The sequence below is a fragment of the Emticicia sp. 21SJ11W-3 genome (genome assembly GCF_024138715.1).
Classification (GTDB): domain Bacteria; phylum Bacteroidota; class Bacteroidia; order Cytophagales; family Spirosomataceae; genus Emticicia; species Emticicia fluvialis.
This window is the reverse complement of the sequence record NZ_CP092074.1, coordinates 814,090-838,593: the sequence shown is the minus strand read 5'-3', so window position 1 is coordinate 838,593 and position 24,504 is coordinate 814,090. Positions and strand designations below refer to the sequence as shown.

The following is a 24,504-nucleotide window of genomic DNA, read 5'->3' as shown; positions in this document are numbered from 1 at the left end:
GACTATATTTACATAAATTTCTTCTTTTACCGATAAGGAATTTCATAAGCTGAAAGAAAAATTTTCGGCAACTTGTTTTTAAACCGGAAAAAAGAAATTGAAACAAACGCAATATAAACACCATGATAGACGAAACCGACAGAAAGATATTGAGGCTATTGCAGGGGAACGCCCACCTTACTTTTAAAGAGATAGCCCGCCAGATAAACCTATCGCTTACGCCCGTGCATGACCGCATTAAGCGAATGGAACAGGAAGGCATCATTGAAAAATACGTATCAATACTTAATAAAAAGAAACTGGGCAAGCACCTGACCGTCTATTGCCAGGTAACGCTCATCAAACAAACGCATGATACCTCTGAAGATTTCAATCAGTCAATACTTGACCTGCCCGAAGTAACCAGTTGTGATTTCGTTTCCGGCAGTTTCGATTACCTGCTGAAAATTGTAGTGCCAGACATGGAAAGCTATCACCAGTTTCACCAGCAGAAGTTATCAGTGCTACCCAGTGTATCGCTCATCCATAGTTTTTTTGTAATGTCGGAGGTGAAGAGTACTACGGTGCTGCCGATATAATTGTTATAAAAAAAATGCAGAGTACTGATAAAAGAAAGCATGCATATTTGCAATGAAGTAAACCCTGGTCAGCCCAAGACGTAGCAGTTAAGATTACCTAAAATTGCAAAAAACTTTCTTCATATCCATTTCTTAACGACCTTTGTACCCAACTTGAATTAAAATAAATCGGCTAATGATAACCCATACAAGCGAGGCACTTTTTGCCAGAGCTAAAAATTTTATTCCCGGTGGAGTTAACTCTCCTGTAAGAGCCTTTAAATCGGTAGGTGGTAATCCTATTTTTATAAAAAAAGCCAAAGGTGCCTACATCTATGACGAAGACGACAATCAATATATAGAATTAATCAACTCATGGGGGCCTATGATTCTCGGCCATGCCTATGAGCCGGTAGAAGAAGCCGTGCGCGAAGCCATCAAAAACTCATTTTCGTTTGGCGCACCCACCCGCCGCGAGGTAGAAATGGCCGAACTGATTATTGATATGGTGCCTTCTATTGAAAAAGTACGCATGGTTAACTCGGGTACTGAAGCTACTATGGCGGCTATCCGGGTGGCAAGAGGCTTTACAGGTAGAGATAAAATCATCAAATTTGAAGGTTGTTATCATGGACACGGCGACTCTTTTCTGATTGCCGCAGGCAGCGGTGCTGTAACCATGGGTGTACCAGACAGCCCGGGTGTAACCAAAGGTGTGGCTAATGATACCCTTACGGCTCCATTTAATAATCTGGAAGCCGTGCAGCAATTGGTAGATGCTAATAAGAATCAGGTGGCAGCGCTGATACTGGAACCGGTTGTAGGAAACATGGGTTGTGTGTTACCTAAAGAGGGCTTTTTGCAGGGCTTGAGAGACCTGTGTACCAAAGAAGGCATTGTATTGATTTTTGATGAGGTAATGACAGGCTTCCGTTTAGCCAAAGGAGGTGCGCAAGAGCGTTTCAATATCAAACCAGACCTGACTACCCTGGGCAAAATAATTGGCGGGGGTATGCCGGTAGGGGCTTACGGTGGCCGCAAGGAAATCATGGACTGTGTATCTCCGCAAGGCCCTGTGTATCAGGCAGGCACTTTGTCGGGCAACCCCATAGCCATGGCTGCTGGTTACACCATGCTTACTTACCTGAACGAACACCCTGAAGTTTACACACAACTGGAAAACACCGGTAGTAAAATTGTTGGGGGTATTAAAGAAATACTTAAAAAGCTTGGCTTAAACTACCAGATTAACCACATTGGCTCTATGTACAGCCTGTTTTTTACCGACCAGCCTGTGGTTGATTTTGAGTCGGCTAAAACCTCAGATATCCCTCGCTTCGGCAGGTATTTTCATGCCATGCTTAACAGAGGCATTTATCTGGCGCCGTCTCAGTATGAAGCACTTTTCTTATCAACAGCCCTGACTGACGCCCATGTGAGCGCTATTCTTGAGGCCAACGAAGCCAGCCTGAAAGAAGTTATGGCTTAATTGGCTGTGATAAAAATAATTATGCTTGATTTTTCGTTCTGAAAGCATACAATTTTTATTATCTTTGCACCCATGTTTTTGAAAAGACCATATACCGCCCTTTTATTTGTCGTAATTGTATTATCTTCAGCGTGCTCGGCCAAGTTTGCCCGGTTACAGAAAAAAGGTACAACCGAAGAAAAATACAAAGCGGCTAACCAATACTACAAAAAGGGAGACTATTATAAAGCCGGTTTACTTTTTGAAGAGATAATACCGTTGTTGAAGGGAGATTCACTGGCGGAACAGGCGCAGTTTTTTAATGCTTATTCGCAGTATCAGCAGAAGCAGTATAGTATGAGCTCTTATTTGTTCAAGAGTTTTTACTCAACTTATGCCAATAGCCCGCTTGCAGAAGAAGCTTTTTATATGTACGCCTTTTCGATGTACAAAGATTCGCCGAACTTCAACCTTGACCAGACCAACACGCTTACGGCTATTGATGCCCTTCAAACGTTTATCAATAGTTTTCCGGGCAGTAAATATGCCGAAAGCGCCAATCAGAACCTGATTGACCTCAGACACAGGCTGGAAGAAAAAGCCTATGAGAAGGCAAAACTCTATTATAAAACCAGTGGTGTAACAATTGCCAATTTTAAAGCGGCGGTTGTAGCTATTGATAATTTTCAGAGAGATTTCCCTGACTCTGAGTATAACGAAGAACTGGCCTTTCTGAAAGTGCAGTCTCAATATGAATTGGCTGTGGTAAGTTTTGAAAACAAACAAAAAGAACGTTTTCTGGATGTACTTAAATTCTATGAAGAATTTATAGATGCGTATCCTAAAAGCAAGTATATGAAGCAGGCGCAAAAAGCGTATGACGGAGCTAATAAAGAACTGGAGCGCATTGCTAAAATTGAGCAGGAAATAAAAGAACTGAAAGCTAAACAGGCAGCTGAAGCCCAGAAGGCAGAAACTGCAAAAAAAGGATAAGGCATTGCCCGGGGCCTCAAAAGGCATTCTTATCTTATATCATTACACAAAATCAAGCACCCCTCAGAGGCAGGGGTTTTTATATTATGGCAGTAAATCCTTCAATAGTAACCAGAGACGTAGATAAACTTGCTGCAAAAACAGGCAATGTTTATGAGTCTGTATTCATTGTTTCGCAACGTGCGAAACAGGTGGCTGTAAAGACCAAAGAAGAATTGACACAGAAACTGGCGGAGTTTGCTTCGAATATCGATAACCTTGAAGAAATTTTCGAAAACCGTGAGCAAATAGAAATCTCAAGATTCTATGAGCGTCAGCCAAAGCCAACTTCAATAGCGCTTGACGAATTTGCTGAAGACAGAGTAGAGTTTCGTGTAAAAGACGAAGAATAATAACTTTGTATTTCAGAAATAAAAAGGGTGTACTTCTTTTTGAGGTACACCCTTTTATGCGTTCGTTTCTGTTCTGTCAGAAGGGGTAGTCGACAGCGATATTCAGAATAAGGTTCTCCTGTCGCCAGGCTTTCCTTGAAAAATCAATTTCTTTTAATACCCATCGCTCGCCGTCAGGCAGCCAGGGTTTTCTGAACGGAGTAGCCAGGTCAAACCGCAGTTTTATGTAGCTGAAATCCAGCCGAAGGCCTATCCCCCCTCCTACGGCCAGTTGTTTATAAAAATCCTTTGAAAACTCAGAAGAAACATCATATTCCGAAACCATTGGGTCAACCTTCTTCATCCACACGTTGCCGACATCTAAAAAAGCAGCCAGATTAATATAATTGGTAGCCTTGTAACGTAACTCTGTGTTGCCTTCCATTTTTATATCTCCATAAGACGAATAACCAAAAATAGAAACCGTAACTGAGTCGGCACGATAAAGACCCGGGCCAATCGAACGTGCCCTGAATGCCCTCATACTATTGCTACCCCCCACAAAATATTGCTTAATCTGTGGCAGTTGTTTTGAGTTTCCGTAAGGAATACCATAACCCAGCACAATTCTGTTGGCAAGACGCAGGCTAGGCGAAATATCATAATAATACCTTACTTCTCCATCAAAGCGTGTATACTGTTCGTAAGCTACACCAAACAATAAGGCAGGTGAGGTAGCGTCTGCTCCTTTTTTTGCAAACAGACTCCCGATATTACCTGCAATATCAATACCGCCCGATAAGTTCAGATAATGCCTGCTGTTTCGCCTCTGGGGTGTATAAGAAACGGTATACTGGCCACCAAGAATGAGGCGGGTATCAAGCACCCTTACGTACCTAAGTAAATCTGCCGGGTTGTTACTTTCAAAGATTTTCTCAACAAATAGCTGGCTGATGTTACGTGGCTTAAGAAAATTGACCGAAAACGGCGTTAAGGTATGTATCACTCTCGGGTTTGGCCTCCATTCATAACCCCATGATGCGGTGGCCGACGTAAGCACATATTGGGTATAAGGAAAAGTCGTGCTGTCGTCATTCAGTGCCAATCCTCTTTGCTGCAGCCAGTTATACGCCAGATTAAGATTGGTTTTTGGCAATGACTGATTCCTTGTTGGGTTAACCCTGTAAAAAGGGAGAACAAACCTGGGGAATGATAAATCGAGTGTTACATTATATTTATTATAGCTATTGATATTATCATTTTTACGGCCACTTATCTGAATATCTGTACCGGCATTTACGCCAATGTTAAGCAGCTCAGCGCCTCTGAACATATTTTTGTTAGACCAGTTCAAACCAAACTGAAACCCAACCAGACCATTAGATTTTGATGAACCGGTTACTTCAGACCGCAAAGCCTTTTTTCGCATCGGTGTCATTTCATAATGCACGTCAATCAGCGCGGAGTCAGACCTGGGCACCAACTCAAAACGGTTCTTTACAAATTTAAAGTTACGGAGGTTAATCAGTCTTGACAAAGAGGCATCGTGTACAATGCTACTGTATATCATTCCGGAGCGAAAACCGATGGCATCGTTAAAAACCCTGGGTTTATAAGTTCTGCGTACGTCAGATATTTTAATTCCTCCTTTTTGTTCAAAATCTGCACTCAGTGAATCAGTGGCGTCTGTATTGACGTAAATGTTGCCGATACGATACTGTTTGATTGACGTTTGGTTAACCGTGGGTTTCAAATCAACATACAGGTTCACCAGATGGTTACTCTGGTTGGTATCAACTTTTATGATGAGGTGGTCTGGTCTGAAAAAATAAAAACCACGGCGTTTCAGTAGTTGGTCAACCCGTTCGCGTTCCATCTTTACTACTTCAAAACGGTAGGGGTCTCCTTTTCTCAGGAGGGTACGCGTCGCGGCCAACTTGAAGTTTTTCTGAAAAATGCTACTGTCTTTTATAAGAAAGCGGGTTTCGTTAATAAAGTATCGGGGTTTAAGAAATACCGTGTACACCCCTTTGGCTTTTTTTCCTTTTACCACCAGCTCGCCATTTGTAGACGACCTGAAGTACCCTTCATTGTTTGCCATACTGGTAATAATAGCCGCACTGGTGGTAACCGACCTTTTGTTGGCCAGCACCGGGGCTTCTCCGAATCTTTTTCTTATAAAATTCTTGAATCCCTTTTGTTTTTTAGGTTCGCCGAATAAATAATAAAACCAAACTTTGTAAGGAAACCCGAAGAGTGTACTATTGGGCTTGGGCCGTATCAGCTCAGAAGTCTGATTGCGCACCTCCTTAATCTGAGACCTGCTTACCAGGCTATCGGCCTGAATTTTAATTTCGGCTCCGGTGTAAAGGCTTTCGCCTGGCGGTATATGCTTGGTAACCGAACAGCCAGATAAGCTAATTGCCACTATAATTAGTATATATATTGCTGTTCTTTTCATTTCTTTTTACCCAATAATTCTTTTAATTGATCATAACTTAAGGTTATCAGAAAGCTTACCCCGGTTTCCTGAACGTATCCGTCCAGAATAAAAAATTCATTTTTACGAAACGCCCTGAACATATACTGCCCGTCTTTAGTAAGCGCATAGTTTAAGGCAATGTTATCGAAAATTTCAGTTGAGCTTTTCTGAATACCTGTGGTGTTCTCAAGCTGGAAATTTCTGCCGACAGATACCGTCAGCCTGTCGTTAAGGAAGGCTTTGCTCAGGCCAACGTTCAGGTCTGTTCTGTTACCCACCACCGAACCGGTTTGCCCCGTGAGGATATCGGAGTTAAGGTTGAAATCAAGTTTTACGCCTTTAATGAGGTCTCCGGCCAGTACATTCAGCTGGTCTGTCAGGATTTTACTTACACTCTGGCGAGCCATTGCCTCAGCATTGATTCCAGAAAAGAAATCAGAAGATTGTTCGCCTGAAAAACGATTGAGAATCAGCAGCGAGAAAACCTGCTTGTTCATGGCCACCGGGTCATCTCTGAAAGCTGAAAAGACGGCATTGTTTTCAACAAAATTCTTCATGTCGCCGGTTGCTCTCCTGTCATCAAGTACAATATCAAAGCTGATATTCGGGCTCGACAAACTACCCTGCATTTTCAATAACACCTTAACCGGAACCTTACCATAGTTTTTGGCCTCGTCGCTCAATGAGGTAAGCTCCACGTCAATCGGGTAAGCAGCTGTTATATCAATCTGCGCTTTCATCGGGTCGCCGGTCCACAAAAGAGTACTACCTTTTTCTATGGTAAATTGTCTTTTCAACACCTGAAACGTAAGGTCATACTGCCCCGACGAAAGTTCGTACAAACCAAATATATAAAATTCGCCACCGGGGGTTATACCCGTATTTAGCTGGGCATTTCCTTTAATTTTCAGATTATCGCCGTTAACCTCATCTATGATGATATTAAGCTGTGACTTGTCGTCTACCTCAATATTCAGCGCCATTTCAGATGCAAAATCGTAGTTGGATGCAGCCTTTGACGTATCTGCCGGAAGTTCAGTAACCGGATTTTTCATATTCACAAACTCAATCACACCATCAGTTTCGGTTTCACCAATTGAGTCATCAGGCAGAATAACGGTTATGTCGCTTCCTTCTTTCAGTTTTACCCCGCCTTCAATAGAGGGCTTGGCTCCTACTCCGCGCACATTCAGGTCTGCATCAACAAATCCTTTGCCATAGAAGAAGTCGTTATCTTTACGGCTGCCATTCAATACCATAAAATTTTTGGCTTTCACATCCAGATTATAGGCAAAATCAGGGATGTTCTGAATGTTTACATTTCCATTTACCTGTAGTTTTTGCCCCAGGGTATCGGCTATTACCAGATTATTGAACTTAATGTTACTGTTATCGAACACAATTGTCTGGTTATTGAGCAGATACTTAGAACCCAGTTGGGTTAATGCCAGACCCACATTATCAAATTTAAGATTACCTGATATTGACGGCTTAACTGGCTCTCCTTTCACGCTCAGTTTACCACTCAGGTTACCACTGGAGTTTTTTAGCTGACCAAAACTGAATGCCTGAACCGTTTGCGCACTTAATTTATTGATATCAATATTGAAATCAAGCGAATTCTTTTCATTCAACAGGTAATTACCACTGAGCTGAATGTCATTCGTATTGCTGATAACCGAAGCCCTGGCAGAAATCACGTCAGCAGATTCATTTCTAGCATTGAGTGTCAGGTTACCTATCGGATTTTGCGAGAAAGTAAAATTTCTGATAATTAAATCGCCCGAAAAAGCAGGCGTTCCGGTCATGTAATCGGCAATTCTAAAATCGCCATTCATGGTACCTCCGGCGGTGGTAGAGTCTTGCGTTACAAGGGTAACAAAAGGTTTGATATGAAGGCTGTCTATATTTACTTCAATGGGGGCATTAGGCTCATCGGTAGTGCTGTTTACCAGCAGCCGCTGGCCGTTTTGCTCAAGCAAAAACTTCTTTACCGTTAAGCCCCCGGCTCCGTATTGCACATAACCCAGCGAATCAGACCGCCACTCTTTATAATCTATCAGTGTACCTGAGTTACTTAAATTTAGTCGATACTGGTTTTCAACAGACTGCAAGCGGGCAGGTATAACAAATCTGTCTTTATTTAATGAGTCTTTCAGAACAACCTTGGCTGTAAGCGCATTATCGGCTATTTCTCCTCCAAGACTGGTGCGTCTGATAATCATGTCTGAAACATTGATAAGCCCTACGCCCCCGCTGTAGGTAGCTTTATCGCCCACGGCAAATAGTTTCAGGCCAGCGTTACGTACAACTGACGAATCGTACTCAACCAGAGGCACTGACAACGATACCTGCATGGTTGTATCTTTCCGGCTGTCGAGCGTGGCCGAAAGCCGCATGGTATCCATTTTGGTTAATGCAGGAACGAAACTCTGCACAAGCGGATGCTGATTAAACTTAGCATCAATCTTCAGGTTATAAGGCTCTGTAACAGGTGTATAGGCCAGATTAGGTATAACAAAATACTTGCTTATTTCGGTAAGGAGGATATCCAACAGACGAATATAATCAAACTCACCGCTTACATGGGCATTCAGAATCGGCGACTTAACGGCAATATCATGGCCATCCGGCAAATCCTTTATAACAAGGCTGGTGGTATCAAGCGGAATCACCTTCCCGCCTGCTTCTACAACGGTTTCGTTGATCCAGATACTCCCAACCGGATTCTTAGGATCGGTGGAGGCCATGTCTACTCTTATATCCCCTTTTAATTTCAGGTTTTCAGCATACAGGTTTAACTTTTTCAAATCAATATTCCTGATGTCAACTTCCCCTTTTACTGCCGGATAAGGCTTTGACAAATCGATGGTTGAAATGAGTTTGAAATCAGCATTGGGGTCATCTAATGAGGTCTGAATGTTAGCAATCTGATTGTGAATATCGCCTTTCAGAACAATGTCATTATACTCATAACCATTCAGAACCGCACTTCTGGCCGCACCTGAAATGCTGGCGTTCATGGTTTTGGGGTCAATACCTGTGCCCCTGGCGTTTACTTCCAGCGTTAGTTTGCCTACATTCTGAGGCTGTTTAATCAGTTTGCCGGCGTCAAAATCCTGCAAAGTAAGCCGGGCATCATAGGCCTGATTACGGCCTTTTACAAAATTCTGCAGTTTGCCTGTAACAATGGCAACTCCAAAGTCTGAATTAAGGGTGGCATCAACCTGTAGGTCGTCTGCTTTCCCTTTCAGTTTACCTCTCAGGGTCAGTTTCTCCGGTATTTCAATCGATTCTGGCAGCGTGCCGGGGCCAGCCAGTTTTATAATATCCTTTTTAGTTGTGCTTACCTCATTGATATCCAGATTGAAACCCAGTCTGTTTACATCAGGAAGCCCCGTAATGCTGCCTCTAGCTTTTACCTTGGTAGCGCCAAAGCCACTGATGTCTAACTTTGATATGGCCAGGTTATTTACCCTGCCTGTAATTTGTCCGTCGGCTTTAATTATATCGTTCTGGTTATTCTTAAAGGTAGCATTTTTTGCCAGCTCAGGCATAAGTATCAGCAAGTCGCGCATGGCAAGCTGGCTTTTTTTAATGCTGGCCTTCACACGCACACTACCTAAATTTTTTGAAAGATCGGCAATGTCATCATATCGCATTACCATCTCATCACGAATGACAGTTTGGGGAGTTTTGAGGAAAAAATTCCTCAGCCCAATCTCTTGGTTTGTGTAATTAAAATTTGTGGTAAGATTTTGCAACACCAGCCCGCTTCGTTCGGCAAATGTTCCTTTTGAAAGCTGGCCTGCAATTTTGTCGGAGCTGTAAATAAAGTTTTTCAGCAGCAAACCCAGGTCTTTTACATCAAGGTGGGCATAATCCAGCCCCCTTGTCAGGCGAGTAGAATTATTGTCGTCATACCGAAGGCCCACTTTACTTAGCTGAATATCACCAATAATGGCCTCCCAGCCGGGCGTGCCTCCTGATGCGTTATCTGCTTCCTTAGCTTTGGGTGCCTGCTTGGGTATTTTGGCCATTTCTACAAACGCTGTAGTATTGGCCAGGGCTATTTTCCTGAACACCACCTTTTGGCTGTTCAGATAGATTTTATCGCCCTGCAGCTGCAAATGCCCCAGATTAACACCATTTTTAAGGCCATCTTCCTGGCTGTCAAGCAACCATTTAAAATTAGCCAGGTCTACATTACCTACATTTATATCAAGTGTATCGGCAGCGTTGACTTTAGCCGCCGTTTCCGGAGCTGAAGTACTGGTTTTCAATGGTTTATAGAGCCTTAAGCTGGCGCTTCCGCCGTCTCCTTTCAGCTGGTCGACGTGGTATTGAGACTTGGCGATGTTAAACTCACCAAACTGGGTCGATAAATCTTTTATATCTACATCGGCATCGGTACCTATTACGGCATCTTTGTAGGTAATTTTAACATTATTGAGCTTTACACGTTTCAGGCTTATATCGAAAGGATTGTTGGAAGAGGTGGTATCAGGCTCTTTCGACATAAATGCATTCAGAATATAATTAAAATTGAAGGTGGTATCAGGCAAAGTACGGTTTACTTTTACCCTTACGTTTTCAAGTTCAATCTGATTCAGCTTTACATCGTTCGACAGCAAGCCAAGCATATCTATGTCGATATACAACCTTTTACCGGCCAAAAGTGTATCTTTTTTCAGGTCTGGCACGTACACTCCCTCTAGCAATACCCAGTCAGGAATACGGAATCTGACCTTTTGAATGGTAACAGGTGTGCCCAGCTTTTTACGAAGAAACGAAGCTGCCTGTATGGTGATGTAATCCTGCCCGGTAGGCGACTGAACAAACAGAAAGACTAATCCCAACAAAACGAAGACTCCAACTATCAACCAGATAAAAATGCGTGAGAGTTTTTTCATTAAATTCTATTCAGGCTACTTAATTTTTAAATGTATACACTTTTGAAGAAATTATCAATGAGTTAATCTGATGTTTTCTATTTTTGTTGCGTTATACATATACAATATAAAAAAGTGTACCAAAGCACCAAAGACATTGATTTTAAAAGATAAAAAAATACTACTCGGGGTAAGCGGCAGTATAGCTGCCTATAAATCGGCATTGCTTATACGGCTGCTTGTAAAAGCCGAAGCTGAGGTAAGAGTAATTATGACCGACGCCGCAAAAACCTTTATTACGCCGCTTACTTTAGCCACGTTGTCTAAAAACCCGGTTGTGTCTTCTTTTGTAAAAAATGAAACCGGCGAATGGAACAACCATGTTGAACTGGGTTTGTGGGCCGATGCCTTTATTATTGCGCCCGCCACGGCCAATACACTGGCCAAATGCGCCAATGCAATGGCCGACAACCTGCTTGTGGCTACTTATTTATCGGCCAGATGCCCGGTTTTCTTTGCGCCTGCCATGGATCTGGACATGTACCGGCACCCAGGCACCCTTGGTAATCTGGAAAAACTAAAGGCATACGGGAACTATATTATCAATGCCGAACATGGCGAACTCGCCAGCGGCCTGACAGGTGAAGGCCGCCTTGCAGAGCCTGAAAATATTGTGCATGCACTAAGCAGCCATTTTTTGAAGAACCACACCCTTGCTGGTAAAAAAGTACTGATTACCGCCGGACCAACCCAGGAACCCATAGACCCGGTACGTTTCATCAGCAATCACTCGTCAGGGAAAATGGGCTATGCCATTGCCGAGGCCTTTTGCATGGCCGGGGCAAACGTTACGTTAGTAAGTGGCCCGGTTTCTGTACCTGCACCTGCCGGTGTAAAAACAGAGCAGGTGTTTTCTGCGCGGCAAATGTATGAAACCGTTGAAAAACATTTCTTAGACAACGATATTGTGATTCTGGCAGCGGCCGTGGCAGACTATACCCCCGTGCATGTGGCCGACAAAAAAATAAAAAAGAAAGAGGATGTTTTTAATATTGAGCTAACCAGAACCATAGATATTGCGGCCACATTGGGTGCAAGGAAAAAAAACGGGCAACTGCTGATTGGCTTTGCGTTAGAAACAGATAACGAACTGGAAAACGCCAAAGGCAAGCTGGAAAAAAAGAACTTCGACCTCATTGTGTTGAACTCCTTACAAGATAAAGGCGCTGGTTTTCGTTATGATACCAACAAGATTAAAATTCTTGACAAAGAGGGGAATCTGTATGATTTTGATCTGAAACCGAAACAGGAAGTAGCAGTGGATATACTGAAAATTGTTCTGAACAAATTTACCGGATAAGATAACGGTACAACTATGAAAAAAATAGCAATGACATGCCTGCTGGCCTGCGCTTTTTTAAGCAGCTACGCCCAGGAAATAAACTGTAATGTAACCATTGTATCAGACCAGATTAACGCGCAGCAGGCCTCTGAAAAACAGGTATTTACAGACATGAAACTGGCCATCAGCGAGTTTATGAACAATAAACGCTGGACCAATGACCTATTTGCTCAGAACGAACGTATCAAGTGCAATCTCATTATAACCTTTACGAAGTCACCGCAACAGAATGTGTTTCAGGGCAATGCCCAGTTTCAGGTTATCAGGCCGGTATTTAATACCACTTACGAAACCCTGCTGCTGACATACGTAGACCGTAACTTTAATATATCATTCTCGCCGGAAGACCGCCAGATGATTTTTAATGAACAGAATTTCTCTAATAACCTGACCTCTATTCTGGGGTTTTATTCATTAATAGCCCTGACACTTGATTACGACAGTTTTTCAAAAAACGGCGGAGACCGCTTTCTTACGCGTGCATATAACGTGGCTAATCTGGCTGCCAGTGCAGGGCAAGCCGGCTGGGAGCAAACCGGTGATGTAAGAAACAGGTACTGGCTGGTTGAGAATCTGCAGAATCAGCAATTGCTGCCTTTCAGAGAAGGCGTGTACAATTATCACAGATTGGCACTTGACAACCTGACCACTGACCCCGCAGGAAGCCGACGACTGATATTAGATTTTATAAGCACTATTAAAAGCCTTCAGCAATCAAGAACTAACTCGGTGCTTATGAATAGCTTTCTGGACGCCAAAAGTGAAGAAATGGTAAATGTGTTTTCTGAAGCAACAAAAGAAGAAAAACAAAAGGCTTTTCAGGTGTTATCATCAATAGACCCATCAAAAACTGAGCAATACCGCAGACTTACTAAATAATGCGGCACTTCAGGCCGCCTGCAAGGTTATAAAGTAAAACGAGCCACCCAGTTTTTCTGTCCGCAAGACGTTGAACGTATATCCATAATTGTCAGATAGTCGCCTGACTGATAAGTAGTTGATATATTATGGCGCTTAATAAATATTCGTGCGTAATCTTCCTTTTCTTTTTGCGCCAGCAACTCGTTTAATTCTGCCAGTACCTCTTCAATAGTATTTAGTGTAGATTTCGAATGATTTTTCATGTCAGAAGAATTAAGCATGGATATTTTCAAAATCTTGCGGCAAAGCGGCCTTGCCAACAAAATCCATGCCATTTTTTTATTGTTATTATTTTGTATCCGTTAAATAATTTTTCAATTTAAACAAACAGCCACTTTCAGCAGGATTTTCGTACTGCTATCCTATCCAAAAAATTATCAAGGGGTATCAAATAAAAAATATTATTATCGAACGGCTTAAATATGAAGCAAATATTTAACCTTAAGTTTGAAAATTAACCTAATGACCATACGCAGCAAAAAAACTCAAATCCAATCGTAATCATTTTTGGTATGATTATTTCTATTAAGATGAAGGGACATCGTAATGGTCACTCCAACCCTCCCCTGAATGAGCATCTCTAATAGATTACCTAATTATGAAAGATGCTCAATAATGGGAGGAGTTGGATGTGATTAAATACTTTTTGGGCTTCGATGTTACTCTTTATAGTTGTTTTGCCAATCGAGCAAAGTATCCGAAAATGACTATAGAAAGCCTTTTTATCTGGAAGAAATTACATGATGACTTAATAAAATCAACGTAATAAAAATATTCACTCAATAGCAATTGTCAGTAAACGTGGAGCAAACTTTAGCTCCACTTTTCTTTTTTTACAGATACCCCTAACTATCGGTTAGCTAAAGGTATTTTTTACTTTTTGAGATTACGCAAAAGCAGCAGTTTAACGCCGAGCAATTAATTCAATAGCAATTGTACTATCAACTTTTCATTTTCTTTAACCCAACGCTTTATCTGCTGCGTTTTGTTGAATCAAATGTCAGGATTTAGATTAATAATTGACCCGCCTTTTCGATGAAATGCATAAAATGAAGTTTTTTTGGCGGTATTCATGGTTCGCGGCTCTTACATAAGCCCCAAAGCAGCCAGGCTATACACTCACAGACTTGTAAATCAATCATTTATACAAACAAAAAAGCAGATAAGGCGCGCCTTATCTGCTTTTTTATACCAGGTTTAAAAGAAACTATTTAACGTCAAGCACTACGTATCTTACGTTTTTACGGTCGTTGGTGTAAGTAATATGAACCAGACCATCGCTCGACTGTATGATGGCCGGATAGCTGAACTCGCCTTTAGGTTCGTCTTCTAACACACAAATATCTTTCCAGTTAACTCCGTCTCTTGAAGCAGCAACACTTAGTTTCTGACGCCCGTTCGACCACTCTCTGCCCTTTTTCAAAGGATTATAAACAATTAGTTGCAATCCGTTTTTCAGCGTTACTGCATCGGTACCCGAGTTCGGGTTTGGCAGGCTTGTTACCTTCAATGGCCCCCAGGTTTTACCGTTATCGGTTGACCACGTCTCTACCACATAATTCTGCTTACTGCGGCAAAGCAATTGCATTCGTCCATCGGCATACTGCAGAATACTTGGCTGAATTACGCCGAAGGTATCGTTCTCGATTTCTATTTTCTGCCAGTTTCTGCCATTTTTATCAGATTTTTCAAGGTGGATATGCCATTTATTGCCCTTTACGCTTTCAGTACTGGTAGGATACAGTATATCGCCGTTAGCCAGTTGAACCGGTTTGTTTTTTATTGGCCCCAGCATTCCTTCCGGTAGTTTTTCTGCTGCAGACCACGTTGCACCATTATCAGCTGATGTTTTCATTTCGCCCCACCACTCTCTCGGGTTCTTGCCTACTTTATAGAACAGAAAAAGTTTTCCTTCTTTGGTTTTAAACAATACGGGGTTCCAGGTTGGGTATCTCAGTTTATCATTAATTACGCCGTCGGCAACTTTTTCAGGCTTAGACCATTTGCTGCCGTCATACCTGGCTATCCATATACATACATCAGGATTCGACTCCCTCGTACCGCCAAACCAGGTGGCCATCATCTGGCCCTTTGATAGCTCAACTATGCTTGACGCATGGCATTCGGCAAAGGGTGGATTCTCAAAAATATTCTCTTTTTTTAAGATAGGGCTTTGCGAAAAACTATTTTTAAACGTTAATAAACAAATAAGAATAAACAGGTGTTGAAGTTTCATAGGATGCAATAGTTTTGAATGTACTTTTTTTTATTTGTTCAGATTAATGACATAGGCAGCATAAACGAAAATGCTGGTTAAATATCATAGATAAATACGAAATTACTACTATTAAATACTATTCATCAAAAGAAAACTTATATCCGGTTGTTTATTAACCAGCATTACTATCTATTTATACATCAAATTTCAGCTTATGGCAGTTATAGGTCAGTTTCTGAGCAGCATTCCCTGGTGGGCTTATCCTTTGGTTTTTTTAGCATTACTTGCCATCAGAGATATTTCACAAAAAAAGCATACAATCCAGCATAATTTTCCGGTATTGGGGCATCTCCGCTATTTTATTGAGAGCATCGGGCCTGAGCTCCGCCAGTACATTGTAGCCAACAACCGAGAAGAACTACCGTTTAATCGCAGGCAACGTTCCTGGATTTACGCTTCTTCAAAAAAAGAGAATAATTTTCAGGGTTTTGGCACCGACCAGGATATTTACAGCTCTGGTTACACGTTTATCAAACCTGCCTTATTGCCCTACAAGCTGCCATCTGGGCATCCGAATATCGCTAATCCTTATATTTGCCCGTCGGCCAAAGTAATAGGCGAATATCACAATCGCCGGCAGCCATATCTGCCCAAATCAATTATCAACATTTCGGGTATGAGCTTCGGCTCGTTGTCTGCACCAGCCATTGAATCACTCAACATAGGCGCCGATAAATTCGGGTGTTATCATAATACAGGTGAGGGCGGGGTATCTGCCTACCACAAAAAAGGTGCCGATGTGGTGGTAAATATAGGTACCGCCTATTTTGGTGTGCGCGATGACAACGGCAACTTTGTAATGGAAAAACTGATTAAACTTTGCCAGAACAACCCTTGTATAAAAATGATTGAGCTGAAGCTATCGCAGGGAGCCAAACCCGGTAAAGGAGGCGTACTGCCAGCTACCAAGCTGACTCAGGAATTAGCCGAAATAAGACATGTGCCTTTAGGCAAAGATGTCATTTCTCCTGCCAGCCACAGCGCTTTTTCTAACATACCGGAAATGGTTGATTTCATTGAAAAAATGGCCGAAGCCACAGGTTTACCAGTTGGTATAAAATCGGCAGTTGGCAAGCTTGAAATGTGGGAAGAACTGGCCGACCTGATGAAGAAAACAGGTAAAGGCCCTGATTTTATTAATATTGACGGTGGCGAAGGCGGCACAGGTGCTGCACCACCCAGCTTTGCCGACCACGTCTCGTTACCTTTTGTTTATGGCTTCTCGTCGGTTTATAAAATATTTCAGAAAAGAGACCTGAACGATAAAATCACGTTTATCGGAGCCGGTAAACTGGGGTTGCCAGACAAAGCCGTTATGGCATTTGCGATGGGTGTTGATGTGATTAACGTAGCACGAGAAGCCATGATGTCTATTGGCTGCATACAGGCGCAGGTTTGCCACAATAATACCTGCCCTACTGGTGTGGCCACACAAAACAAATGGCTGCAGTCTGGCATTGACCCTACGCTGAAAAGCGAACGCCTCTATAATTACATGAAAACCATGACGAAGGAAATACTGGAACTAAGCCACGCCTGTGGTTATGAACACCCCTGCCAGTTTATGATGGACGACGTAGATGTGGCCATGGGAGATACCAACAAAACGCAATCGTTGCGTAGCACTTACCAGTATCAGAAAACACCTGTAAAGTTTGAAGGTTTCCAGAAACTGCTTGACAGCCCGTATCTGGGCGGAAAAAACGCTCATTGACAGGCATAGTAAATCCCTCTGGCTGCAAAACCGGAGGGATTACCACGCATATTGCCAGCAAATCTGCCAACACAACTCAAGACCTTTTGGCTCCTATTGAATCATACACGATTACTTTCTCCCATAGATGAGCGTAGTTCTCAACAAATTTCAGATGAACCGGGTGTTTCTGGTAGATTTCTTCTTCTTCCAGGCTATCAAAAAACAATAGCCATGATACCGCGTAGCCGCGCTCTATTACACTTCTGTTGGTACTGGCCGGCACACCAATATGCACCATTTTGATTTCCTTTATTTTGGTTAGTCCTTCAAGACCCTCTATCAGTTTGGCTTTGTCGGCCTCATTGCCCGGGTTTTTCAACCAGAAGTACACATGATGCACAAATAGCTCTTTGGCCGCTTTTGTTTCAGTGCCTGCAAAAGCAGATGAGGTAGCAACCGATGCCAAAGCCGTGTTTTTCAGGAATTTCCTGCGTGTTGTGGTGTTCATTCTTATGCTGTTTAATCTTTAATAATTTCAATCTTTATGTGGCTTATAAAAACAGTTTCTTATAAAGCTCAGGCATTGCAGCAATGGGCTTAATGCGTATGTCTCGGTAAAATACCTCTGCTGCTTCGCTTTGCAATTGTAATTTTCCTTTGGTCATAGGCACCTCCTTACCGTCTGGCTGTATGTAGCGGCTGTTTTGTAATACCATTACCACGTGTCCGTTTACAATGTGCAGACTTTTGCCTTCAAAACAGATAAGCTCCAGCGTTGTCCATTCACCAGCCGGACTCTCATAGTCGGCCGACCGCATACAATAATAATCGCCCTGGCTTTTAAAAGTTCTGAACGGCCTTCTGGCATCAGCCACGCAATTCATTATTCCTTCAGATTGCCAGGCACGGATATCAATGGCAGAATTTGCCTGACACCAGAAGTCGCCCATGTGGCCTTCCATAATCTGAAACTCCTGAGAGAGCATCCATGAACGAAAATATTCTGCCCCTGCCTCACCAGTTGAATGATAGAGAATGCCAGAATCTTTCAGTTTTTCAAGCCTGGGTACATATTTGCGTTTGCCCCATTTCACCTGTAGTTTCAGATGATAGTTTTCATACTCCTGACGTGTAAACAAGCATCCATATATTTCTCCGCTTACTTTAAGCACCGGGCCACCGGGTTCATTCAGAACCGTAAAAACCCCATACTTATCATTATTATAGCCAATAGGCTTTATATCCGTTCCAAGAGAATCCTTCGGTATTTTTCCATTATAATTATTAGTATGCCTATAACTCAGGTAGTTTTCCCACCGGCTTAAATCCTTGTCGAGAAGAATAGTCCATTCATCCGCTTTCTGTAATGAAGACAAGCCCAAAACAAGCAAAAATAAAGATATTAGCAGATAAAGGTGTTTCATAGCCGTATAAATGTAAAGATAGAATGATGTATGCAGTTACAAAGCTACACCATGACGCAGGCTTATGTATTGTAAAAATCCAACATATATTAGTGCTTTCTTTACTACTTTTGCTTTATGAAAAGATACGTACTGCATACACCCTTCAGCATCTATCATTTTGAAGCGGCCACCTGGGTGCACTCGGTGCATAAGCATACCTATTTTGAGATAATATTTATTCTGAAAGGTAATGGCATCCATAATATCAACGGCAATGAGTTCAGGTACCTGGCCGGAGATGTGTTTCTTCTCGGGCCGGAAGATTATCATCATTTTGAAATCAATGAAATAACCGAGTTTTGTTTTATCCGTTTCAATGAGTCAATCTACAATACACCACATACCGAAGATAAAGACAGCACCTGGCAGCAGATACTGAAAACGCTGCTTTATACCTCGTCGCAAAGCCGGGGTACCATTGTGCACGACAAACACGAAAGAGAGAAACTGCATAGCTTGCTTAAACTGCTCGAAGAAGAAAACGAGCATGAGCAATCGCAGTACTTTGAGTTAATCAGAAACAACATTATGCGCAGTATGATGATTATCCTTGCCCGTAATCTGTTTGGTCAGGCTTCCGCCAGCCCTGTGCTGAAAGACTCTGTAGAGGCAATTCTTACCTATATAAAAAAACATATCCATCAGCCGGCAGAACTAACCATTGAGCATCTGGCAGATGTTTTTAATTATGCCCCTGATTACATCAGTATATTTTTTAAAAAACACACAGGAGAATCGTTGAAACAATACATTACCAAATACAAAATGAAACTGATTGAAACCCGGTTGCTATTCAGCCGGCTGACCATCTCTGAAATTGCTGATGAGTTTGGCTATACCGACGAAAGCCACTTCTGCAAACAGTTTAAAAAGTTTACCGGCAGCACGCCAACGGCTTTCAGGAAGCGTGATTAAAGCCAAAGTATCTAAAAACTGCTGCACGTTTCTGAATTTTCCTTATCTTCGGATTCTTATTCCGTAACCGTAACGCACTCGTTCTTCTATGAGAAAATACTTTTTACTGCTATTGATATGCCTGCATAGTTCTTTTGCTTTTTCACAAAAACCCCAACCAAATGCCGTTATTACTGATGTATTAGAAGAAATAAAAGCATTTCATAGACTTGAATCGGCCTCAGACTCGGTCAATTCACCTTTTCCCTTTGGCAGAAACCGCGAAGAAGACTTCCTTCGCCGTTATCAGTTTTTTAAAAAGGAAGCTGACAAGCTGAATGCCGTAAATGAACAAACACTTACTTTTGACGACCAGATAAATATAGTGCTGCTGAAATATCAGCTGAATGACGAGCTGATTTCTTATGAATACAAAGAATACCTGAACCCCATACTGGCTGACGAGGGCTTTCATACCGGCATAGCAAGAATTGCGCCTGCGGCCTTTTCAACCAAAAAACAGGTTGAACATTATCTGACCAAACTGAAAGGGATACCGGGTTTTGTGGATGACAACCTGGCTTTAATAAGAAAAGGGCTTACATCGGGTATATCTCAACCCAGCATTGCGCTAAAGGGCTACGAAGCCACCTACAATGCCCATATTGTTGACAGCTACGAACAATCTGTTTTCTGGAAACCGTTTATAAAAAAACCGCAGTCTATCTCTGAGGCCGACTGGTTATTACTACAAGCTGAGGGCAGAAAACAGATAGAACAAAGCGTGATACCGTCTTACATAAAAATCAGGACATTCTTTGAGAAAGAGTACCATCCTAAAACCAGAACCACGCTTGGTGCTTCGCATTTCCCGAACGGCCGGAAATTCTATGCCGAAAAAGTAAAACACTATACCACCACCAATAAAACGCCTGATGAGATTTATGCCATTGGCATGCAGGAAGTAGAACGCATCAGGAAAGAAATGCAGTTGGTATTGGACGAGGTAAACTTCAAAGGCTCAATTAAATCATTTATTGATTACCTGCGCACCGAACCCAGGTTTTACCCTACTACGGGTGAGCAACTGCTTAAAGAAGCCTCTTTTATTGCTAAAAAGATAGACGGAAAACTACCATTGCTTTTTGGTAAGCTGCCACGCCAGCCCTATGGAGTAGTACCCGTGCCAGACTACCTGGCACCTACCTACACAGCCGGGCGGTATAGTGGTGCCTCTATCCAATCAAAACAGGCAGGCAATTATTGGGTAAATACCTACAACCTGCCCAGCCGTACTTTATATACCCTTGAGGCCCTGACACTGCATGAGGCCGTACCGGGGCATCATTTGCAGATAGCGTTGACACAGGAGCTGGACTACCTGCCTGATTTCAGACGAAACCTGTATGTGAATGCGTATGGCGAAGGATGGGGCTTGTACAGCGAATACCTGGGCTATGAACTGGGCCTTTACAAAGACCCGTACAGCAGGTTTGGCCGATTGACTTACGAAATGTGGCGTGCCTGCCGCCTGGTAATTGATGTGGGTATCCATGACAAAGACTGGACGCGTGAACAGGCGGTTAGTTTTCTGGCTGAAAACACCGCGCTTTCTTTACATGAAGTCAATACCGAAATCAACCGGTATATCTCCTGGCCTGGGCAGGCTCTGGCTTATAAAATCGGAGAAATAACCATTAAGAATCAGCGTAAAAAAGCAGAAGAGGCTCTGAAAGATAAATTTGATGTTCGGGTGTTTCATGACCTCATACTATCGCAGGGAACTGTAACCATGGCCATACTTGAAAAAATGGTTGATAAATACATTGCCGAAGAGTTAGCCCGGCCGAACGGCTCAAAGTAAAGACGGGTCAGTTCTTTTCTTCGGTGTCAATTTCAGCCAGATACTGTTCTTTCATCTGGTCATAGAACGAATGCTTGCTAACGAATGATGATACCAGATTGGCAGCCAGGCCGGCTATCATGAGATAAAATATGATACTCTCGGCGGTTGTCATTTCCAGTACCAGTATGGAAGATGTAAACGGGCTGCGTGTAACGCCTGTAAGAAAACTGACCATACCACACAGCACTATAAGATTGGCATTAGAACTAACCAGATGAAACCATTCTGCCACCCATGAACCCACACTGGCGCCTGCGCTCAGCGACGGGGCAAATACACCACCTGCACCGCCGTTGGTAAATGAAACCACCGGGCCGAAGAACCTCAATAAAGGCACGTACCACTCAAGATACTTGTTGTTGGTCAGCAACAGGGTTTGCATCAGTTCTTTGCCTGTGCCGAAGGTTTCAAAACTAATAAAAATACCCGCCGATGCTATTACCAGACCTGCAACAATGCAATATAGCAATTTTGCCCGGTTGGTCTTCAAGGCCTTTTTCTTCTTTAATATATACAAAATAATGCGGGTCATGGTGCAGCCAAGGTACCCCGAAAGCACCGCTGTAACAATAACCGGGAAGATAACCCACCATGCCAGATTATTTACCTTTGGATACCCCAGATACAAATACGGCCCCAGTATATTCAGGGCGGTTAGCCCGGCAATAATTACACCTGTAAGCAAAGCCGACTTGAAATAACTGAAATGTGTTTTGGTAAGCTCTTCTATGGCAAATACAATGCCACCAAGCGGCGTATTAAAAGCAGCAGCCAGGCCAGAGGCAGCTCCGGTAATGAGCATGTTTTTTTTAGAAACCTTGGGGTACCACTCCGGAAGCCAGTCATTGATTTTCTTAAATATAGAACCGGCTATCTGAATAGTAGGGCCTTCCCGACCGACAGCACCTCCGCCAAACACCATAATAAGGCTTGATACTATTTTTATCAGCAGTACCCTGATACTCAATAAATTATTTACCAGCCCGTATTTTTTAGGGTTTGCCAGTTCAATGGCCGCACTCACCTGCGGAATACCACTGCCACGGGCAAAAGGGGCATATTTCTGAACCAGCCACCACGACACTATAAAGCACAGCGGCGTAATACCCATAAACACCCATTTATTGAGGTGAAAAAGATAGATAGTGCCACGCTCGGCTATCATAAAAAGTTTGGCATAGATAACGGCAACCACACCCGTAATAAAAGCCCCTACCCAGAAAGGTATGGCATTGAGCAGGCTCTGCTTTAACTTTTTATTGGCAATAGCATCTACCCTTGCCTTTAACAGGGCCTTTATTGCATCTTTGGCTTTCTTTATCCTTCTGATAGTACTCAGATGTTTCCTGACAAATGTATATTTCATAACATCAAAGACTGTTGTAATTTGGCAATTCTAAAAGCCGCAGGCTGGTGCATTGTGCGGCCTTACACCCAATTAATGTCTTTCTTTAGCAGGCCAAGCGTTTGCGCTTCTGCGCTACCCGGCTCAGGCTGGTAATCATACACCCAATTAGCTACAGGCGGAAGGCTCATTAAGATAGACTCCGTACGTCCGTTGGTTTCCAGCCCGAATTTCGTACCTCTGTCCCAAACCAGATTAAACTCAACATATCGCCCCCGGCGTAGCATCTGCCAGTTGGTTTCACGTTCGCCATACGGCAGCAGATGGTTTTTTGCCATCAGGTGCGTATAAACAGGTGCAAAGCTCTCGCCTACCGACTGCACAAAGGCAAACAAATCTGCTTTGGCAGGTTCATCGGCTGGCTTCAGGTAGTCAAAGAATATCCCACCTACACCGCGGGTTTCGTTTCTGTGAGGCAAATAAAAGTAGTTATCTGCCCATTCTTTATACTTTGGGTAATACGCCGGGTCATGTTTATCGCAGGCGGCTTTCATTTGGGCATGAAACCAACGTGCATCATCCTCAACCACATAATGGGGTGTCAGGTCAATACCACCACCAAACCAGCACGTACCGTTGCCCAGTTCAAAATACCGCACGTTCATGTGTATAATAGGCACCATAGGGCTAACCGGATGCTGCACTATTGATACCCCTGTGGCAAAATAGTCTGACTTCTCCGATAACTTCAATTGCTTCTGTAGTGCATCAGATACTTCACCGGATACGGCCGAGAAGTTCACCCCCCCTTTGGCAATGATATGGCCGTCGGTTATTACCCTTGTGCGCCCGCCGCCGCCACTGTGGTGTTGCCATTGGTCTTCATGAAATCTGCCTTTGCCATCGGTATTTTCTATGGCAGTACATATCTGGTCTTGCAGGGTTCTGAAGTATTCGGCAATATTTTCTTTGGATAACATAAGATTCTTTTCAAATTTTGTGGCAATTTAGCGACACCGGTAGAGGTATCCATAATAATTTTTCTTTTTTATCAATTTATGCAGCTAAAAGGACTCACAGCCATAGTAACCGGCGGAGCATCGGGTTTAGGCGAAGCCGTTGTCAGGCGGTTCGTAAAAGCAGGCGCTAATGCCGTAATAGCAGACCTGAACGAAGAGAAAGGCAAAGCGCTGGCAGCCGACCTGGGCCGCAAGGCAAAGTTTGTAAAATGTGATGTTTCGTCAGAGAAAGATGCACAAAAAGTGATGGCCCAGGCCATAGCCCGTTTCAAAGCCATCCATATTCTGGTAAATTGCGCGGGTATTGCTCCGCCTGCACGCACAGTTGGTAAAGAAGGGCCTCATTCGCTGGCGCATTTCCAGAAAATCATCAATATTAATCTGATAGGTTCATTCAATATGATACGTCTGGCTGCTTTTGAAATGACCCAAAATGAAGCCAATGACGGAGGCGAACGAGGTGTAATTATTAATACGGCTTCGGTAGCTGCTTATGACGGGCAAATCGGGCAGGCAGCCTATGCGGCCTCAAAGGGTGGCATCGTGTCTATGACCTTACCCATTGCCCGAGACTTATCCAGAAACGGTATCAGGGTAATGACCATTGCCCCGGGTATTTTTAAAACCCCGCTGATGGCCTCATTGCCCGAAGAAGCGCAGCTTTCATTAGGCCAGCAGGTTCCGTTCCCGTCTCGTTTGGGCCAGCCGGATGAATACGCGCAGCTTGCCCAGCATATTGTAGAAAACACCATGCTGAACGGAGAAGTGATTCGCCTGGATGGCGCCATCAGAATGGCTCCCAAATAATTAGTAC

18 protein-coding genes are annotated in these 24,504 nt (G+C 43.0%); 10 read left to right on the top strand and 8 right to left on the bottom strand.

Annotation, left to right across the window (positions count from 1 at the left end; genetic code table 11):
• The first annotated feature begins 122 nt into the window (after window positions 1-122).
• From MB380_RS03435 to MB380_RS03420, 4 genes are all read left to right on the top strand, one after another.
• Window positions 123-578 (top strand): Lrp/AsnC family transcriptional regulator, encoded by a 456-nt coding sequence (locus MB380_RS03435; protein ID WP_101727349.1) that lies wholly within the window; start codon window positions 123-125, stop codon window positions 576-578.
• A 175-nt stretch (window positions 579-753) separates the two neighbouring features.
• The gene (gene hemL, locus MB380_RS03430) at window positions 754-2,046 is read left to right on the top strand and encodes a glutamate-1-semialdehyde 2,1-aminomutase (protein WP_253533362.1); all 1,293 of its coding nucleotides are present in this window, start codon (window positions 754-756) and stop codon (window positions 2,044-2,046) included.
• A gap of 72 nt (window positions 2,047-2,118) precedes the next feature.
• On the top strand, window positions 2,119-3,018 hold the full coding sequence (locus MB380_RS03425; protein WP_101727351.1) for an outer membrane protein assembly factor BamD: 900 nt from the start codon (window positions 2,119-2,121) through the stop codon (window positions 3,016-3,018).
• Between the two features lie 86 nt (window positions 3,019-3,104).
• Window positions 3,105-3,410, top strand: a complete 306-nt coding sequence (locus MB380_RS03420) for a DNA-directed RNA polymerase subunit omega (protein ID WP_253533360.1) — start codon at window positions 3,105-3,107, stop codon at window positions 3,408-3,410.
• 76 nt (window positions 3,411-3,486) lie between these two features.
• Here the strand turns inward: MB380_RS03420 and MB380_RS03415 are convergent, their stop codons facing one another.
• Window positions 3,487-5,850 (bottom strand): BamA/TamA family outer membrane protein, encoded by a 2,364-nt coding sequence (locus MB380_RS03415; RefSeq protein WP_253533358.1) that lies wholly within the window; start codon window positions 5,848-5,850, stop codon window positions 3,487-3,489.
• Window positions 5,847-10,784, bottom strand: coding sequence for a translocation/assembly module TamB domain-containing protein (locus MB380_RS03410; protein ID WP_253533356.1), 4,938 nt, complete (start codon window positions 10,782-10,784; stop codon window positions 5,847-5,849). The genes MB380_RS03415 and MB380_RS03410 overlap by 4 nt, the downstream gene beginning before the upstream one ends.
• 136 nt (window positions 10,785-10,920) lie before the next feature.
• On the opposite strand from MB380_RS03410, the gene coaBC reads away from it, so the two are divergent.
• Together coaBC and MB380_RS03400 are read left to right on the top strand one after the other, a co-directional pair.
• Window positions 10,921-12,123, top strand: coding sequence for a bifunctional phosphopantothenoylcysteine decarboxylase/phosphopantothenate--cysteine ligase CoaBC (gene coaBC / locus MB380_RS03405; protein WP_253533348.1), 1,203 nt, complete (start codon window positions 10,921-10,923; stop codon window positions 12,121-12,123).
• 15 nt (window positions 12,124-12,138) lie between these two features.
• Complete coding sequence (locus MB380_RS03400) at window positions 12,139-13,044, top strand: DUF4835 family protein (RefSeq protein ID WP_253533346.1); 906 nt, start codon at window positions 12,139-12,141, stop codon at window positions 13,042-13,044.
• A gap of 26 nt (window positions 13,045-13,070) precedes the next feature.
• Here the strand turns inward: MB380_RS03400 and MB380_RS03395 are convergent, their stop codons facing one another.
• Entirely contained in the window at window positions 13,071-13,361 is a 291-nt protein-coding gene (locus MB380_RS03395; protein WP_253533344.1) for a hypothetical protein, read from the bottom strand.
• 932 nt (window positions 13,362-14,293) lie between these two features.
• The gene (locus MB380_RS03390) at window positions 14,294-15,322 is read right to left on the bottom strand and encodes an exo-alpha-sialidase (protein WP_253533342.1); all 1,029 of its coding nucleotides are present in this window, start codon (window positions 15,320-15,322) and stop codon (window positions 14,294-14,296) included.
• 196 nt (window positions 15,323-15,518) lie between these two features.
• Here MB380_RS03390 and MB380_RS03385 point away from each other — a divergent pair, with 196 nt between their 5' ends.
• Window positions 15,519-17,078 (top strand): FMN-binding glutamate synthase family protein, encoded by a 1,560-nt coding sequence (locus MB380_RS03385; RefSeq protein WP_253533341.1) that lies wholly within the window; start codon window positions 15,519-15,521, stop codon window positions 17,076-17,078.
• A gap of 76 nt (window positions 17,079-17,154) precedes the next feature.
• On the opposite strand, the gene MB380_RS03380 is transcribed toward MB380_RS03385, so the two are convergent.
• Complete coding sequence (locus MB380_RS03380; RefSeq protein WP_253533339.1) at window positions 17,155-17,568, bottom strand: Dabb family protein; 414 nt, start codon at window positions 17,566-17,568, stop codon at window positions 17,155-17,157.
• A 43-nt stretch (window positions 17,569-17,611) separates the two neighbouring features.
• Entirely contained in the window at window positions 17,612-18,484 is an 873-nt protein-coding gene (locus MB380_RS03375) for a DUF1080 domain-containing protein (RefSeq protein WP_253533337.1), read from the bottom strand.
• Between the two features lie 117 nt (window positions 18,485-18,601).
• On the opposite strand from MB380_RS03375, the gene MB380_RS03370 reads away from it, so the two are divergent.
• Window positions 18,602-19,441 carry an AraC family transcriptional regulator gene (locus MB380_RS03370; protein ID WP_253533335.1) on the top strand — a complete coding sequence of 280 codons (840 nt, stop codon included), beginning with the start codon at window positions 18,602-18,604 and terminating at the stop codon, window positions 19,439-19,441.
• An 88-nt stretch (window positions 19,442-19,529) separates the two neighbouring features.
• Window positions 19,530-21,284 carry a DUF885 family protein gene (locus tag MB380_RS03365; RefSeq protein ID WP_253533334.1) on the top strand — a complete coding sequence of 585 codons (1,755 nt, stop codon included), beginning with the start codon at window positions 19,530-19,532 and terminating at the stop codon, window positions 21,282-21,284.
• Between the two features lie 7 nt (window positions 21,285-21,291).
• Here MB380_RS03365 and MB380_RS03360 read toward each other — a convergent pair whose 3' ends face one another.
• Both MB380_RS03360 and hemF read right to left on the bottom strand, forming a co-directional pair.
• A complete protein-coding gene (locus MB380_RS03360) occupies window positions 21,292-22,692 on the bottom strand; it encodes a chloride channel protein (RefSeq protein ID WP_253533332.1) in 1,401 nt (466 codons plus the stop codon).
• A gap of 62 nt (window positions 22,693-22,754) precedes the next feature.
• Entirely contained in the window at window positions 22,755-23,651 is an 897-nt protein-coding gene (hemF, locus tag MB380_RS03355; protein WP_253533330.1) for an oxygen-dependent coproporphyrinogen oxidase, read from the bottom strand.
• A gap of 78 nt (window positions 23,652-23,729) precedes the next feature.
• Here hemF and MB380_RS03350 point away from each other — a divergent pair, with 78 nt between their 5' ends.
• Complete coding sequence (locus MB380_RS03350; RefSeq protein WP_253533328.1) at window positions 23,730-24,497, top strand: 3-hydroxyacyl-CoA dehydrogenase; 768 nt, start codon at window positions 23,730-23,732, stop codon at window positions 24,495-24,497.
• The last annotated feature ends 7 nt before the right edge of the window (window positions 24,498-24,504 follow it).

Bases quoted from the DNA above. Each gene is read 5' to 3' on its own strand.
- MB380_RS03435 (WP_101727349.1), top strand. From the start codon at position 123: ATGATAGACGAAACCGACAGAAAGATATTGAGGCTATTGCAGGGGAAC.
- hemL (WP_253533362.1), top strand. From the start codon at position 754: ATGATAACCCATACAAGCGAGGCACTTTTTGCCAGAGCTAAAAATTTT.
- MB380_RS03425 (WP_101727351.1), top strand. From the start codon at position 2,119: ATGTTTTTGAAAAGACCATATACCGCCCTTTTATTTGTCGTAATTGTA.
- MB380_RS03420 (WP_253533360.1), top strand. From the start codon at position 3,105: ATGGCAGTAAATCCTTCAATAGTAACCAGAGACGTAGATAAACTTGCT.
- MB380_RS03415 (WP_253533358.1), bottom strand. From the start codon at position 5,850: ATGAAAAGAACAGCAATATATATACTAATTATAGTGGCAATTAGCTTA.
- MB380_RS03410 (WP_253533356.1), bottom strand. From the start codon at position 10,784: ATGAAAAAACTCTCACGCATTTTTATCTGGTTGATAGTTGGAGTCTTC.
- MB380_RS03400 (WP_253533346.1), top strand. From the start codon at position 12,139: ATGAAAAAAATAGCAATGACATGCCTGCTGGCCTGCGCTTTTTTAAGC.
- MB380_RS03395 (WP_253533344.1), bottom strand. From the start codon at position 13,361: ATGGCATGGATTTTGTTGGCAAGGCCGCTTTGCCGCAAGATTTTGAAA.
- MB380_RS03390 (WP_253533342.1), bottom strand. From the start codon at position 15,322: ATGAAACTTCAACACCTGTTTATTCTTATTTGTTTATTAACGTTTAAA.
- MB380_RS03385 (WP_253533341.1), top strand. From the start codon at position 15,519: ATGGCAGTTATAGGTCAGTTTCTGAGCAGCATTCCCTGGTGGGCTTAT.
- MB380_RS03380 (WP_253533339.1), bottom strand. From the start codon at position 17,568: ATGAACACCACAACACGCAGGAAATTCCTGAAAAACACGGCTTTGGCA.
- MB380_RS03375 (WP_253533337.1), bottom strand. From the start codon at position 18,484: ATGAAACACCTTTATCTGCTAATATCTTTATTTTTGCTTGTTTTGGGC.
- MB380_RS03370 (WP_253533335.1), top strand. From the start codon at position 18,602: ATGAAAAGATACGTACTGCATACACCCTTCAGCATCTATCATTTTGAA.
- MB380_RS03365 (WP_253533334.1), top strand. From the start codon at position 19,530: ATGAGAAAATACTTTTTACTGCTATTGATATGCCTGCATAGTTCTTTT.
- MB380_RS03360 (WP_253533332.1), bottom strand. From the start codon at position 22,692: ATGAAATATACATTTGTCAGGAAACATCTGAGTACTATCAGAAGGATA.
- hemF (WP_253533330.1), bottom strand. From the start codon at position 23,651: ATGTTATCCAAAGAAAATATTGCCGAATACTTCAGAACCCTGCAAGAC.
- MB380_RS03350 (WP_253533328.1), top strand. From the start codon at position 23,730: ATGCAGCTAAAAGGACTCACAGCCATAGTAACCGGCGGAGCATCGGGT.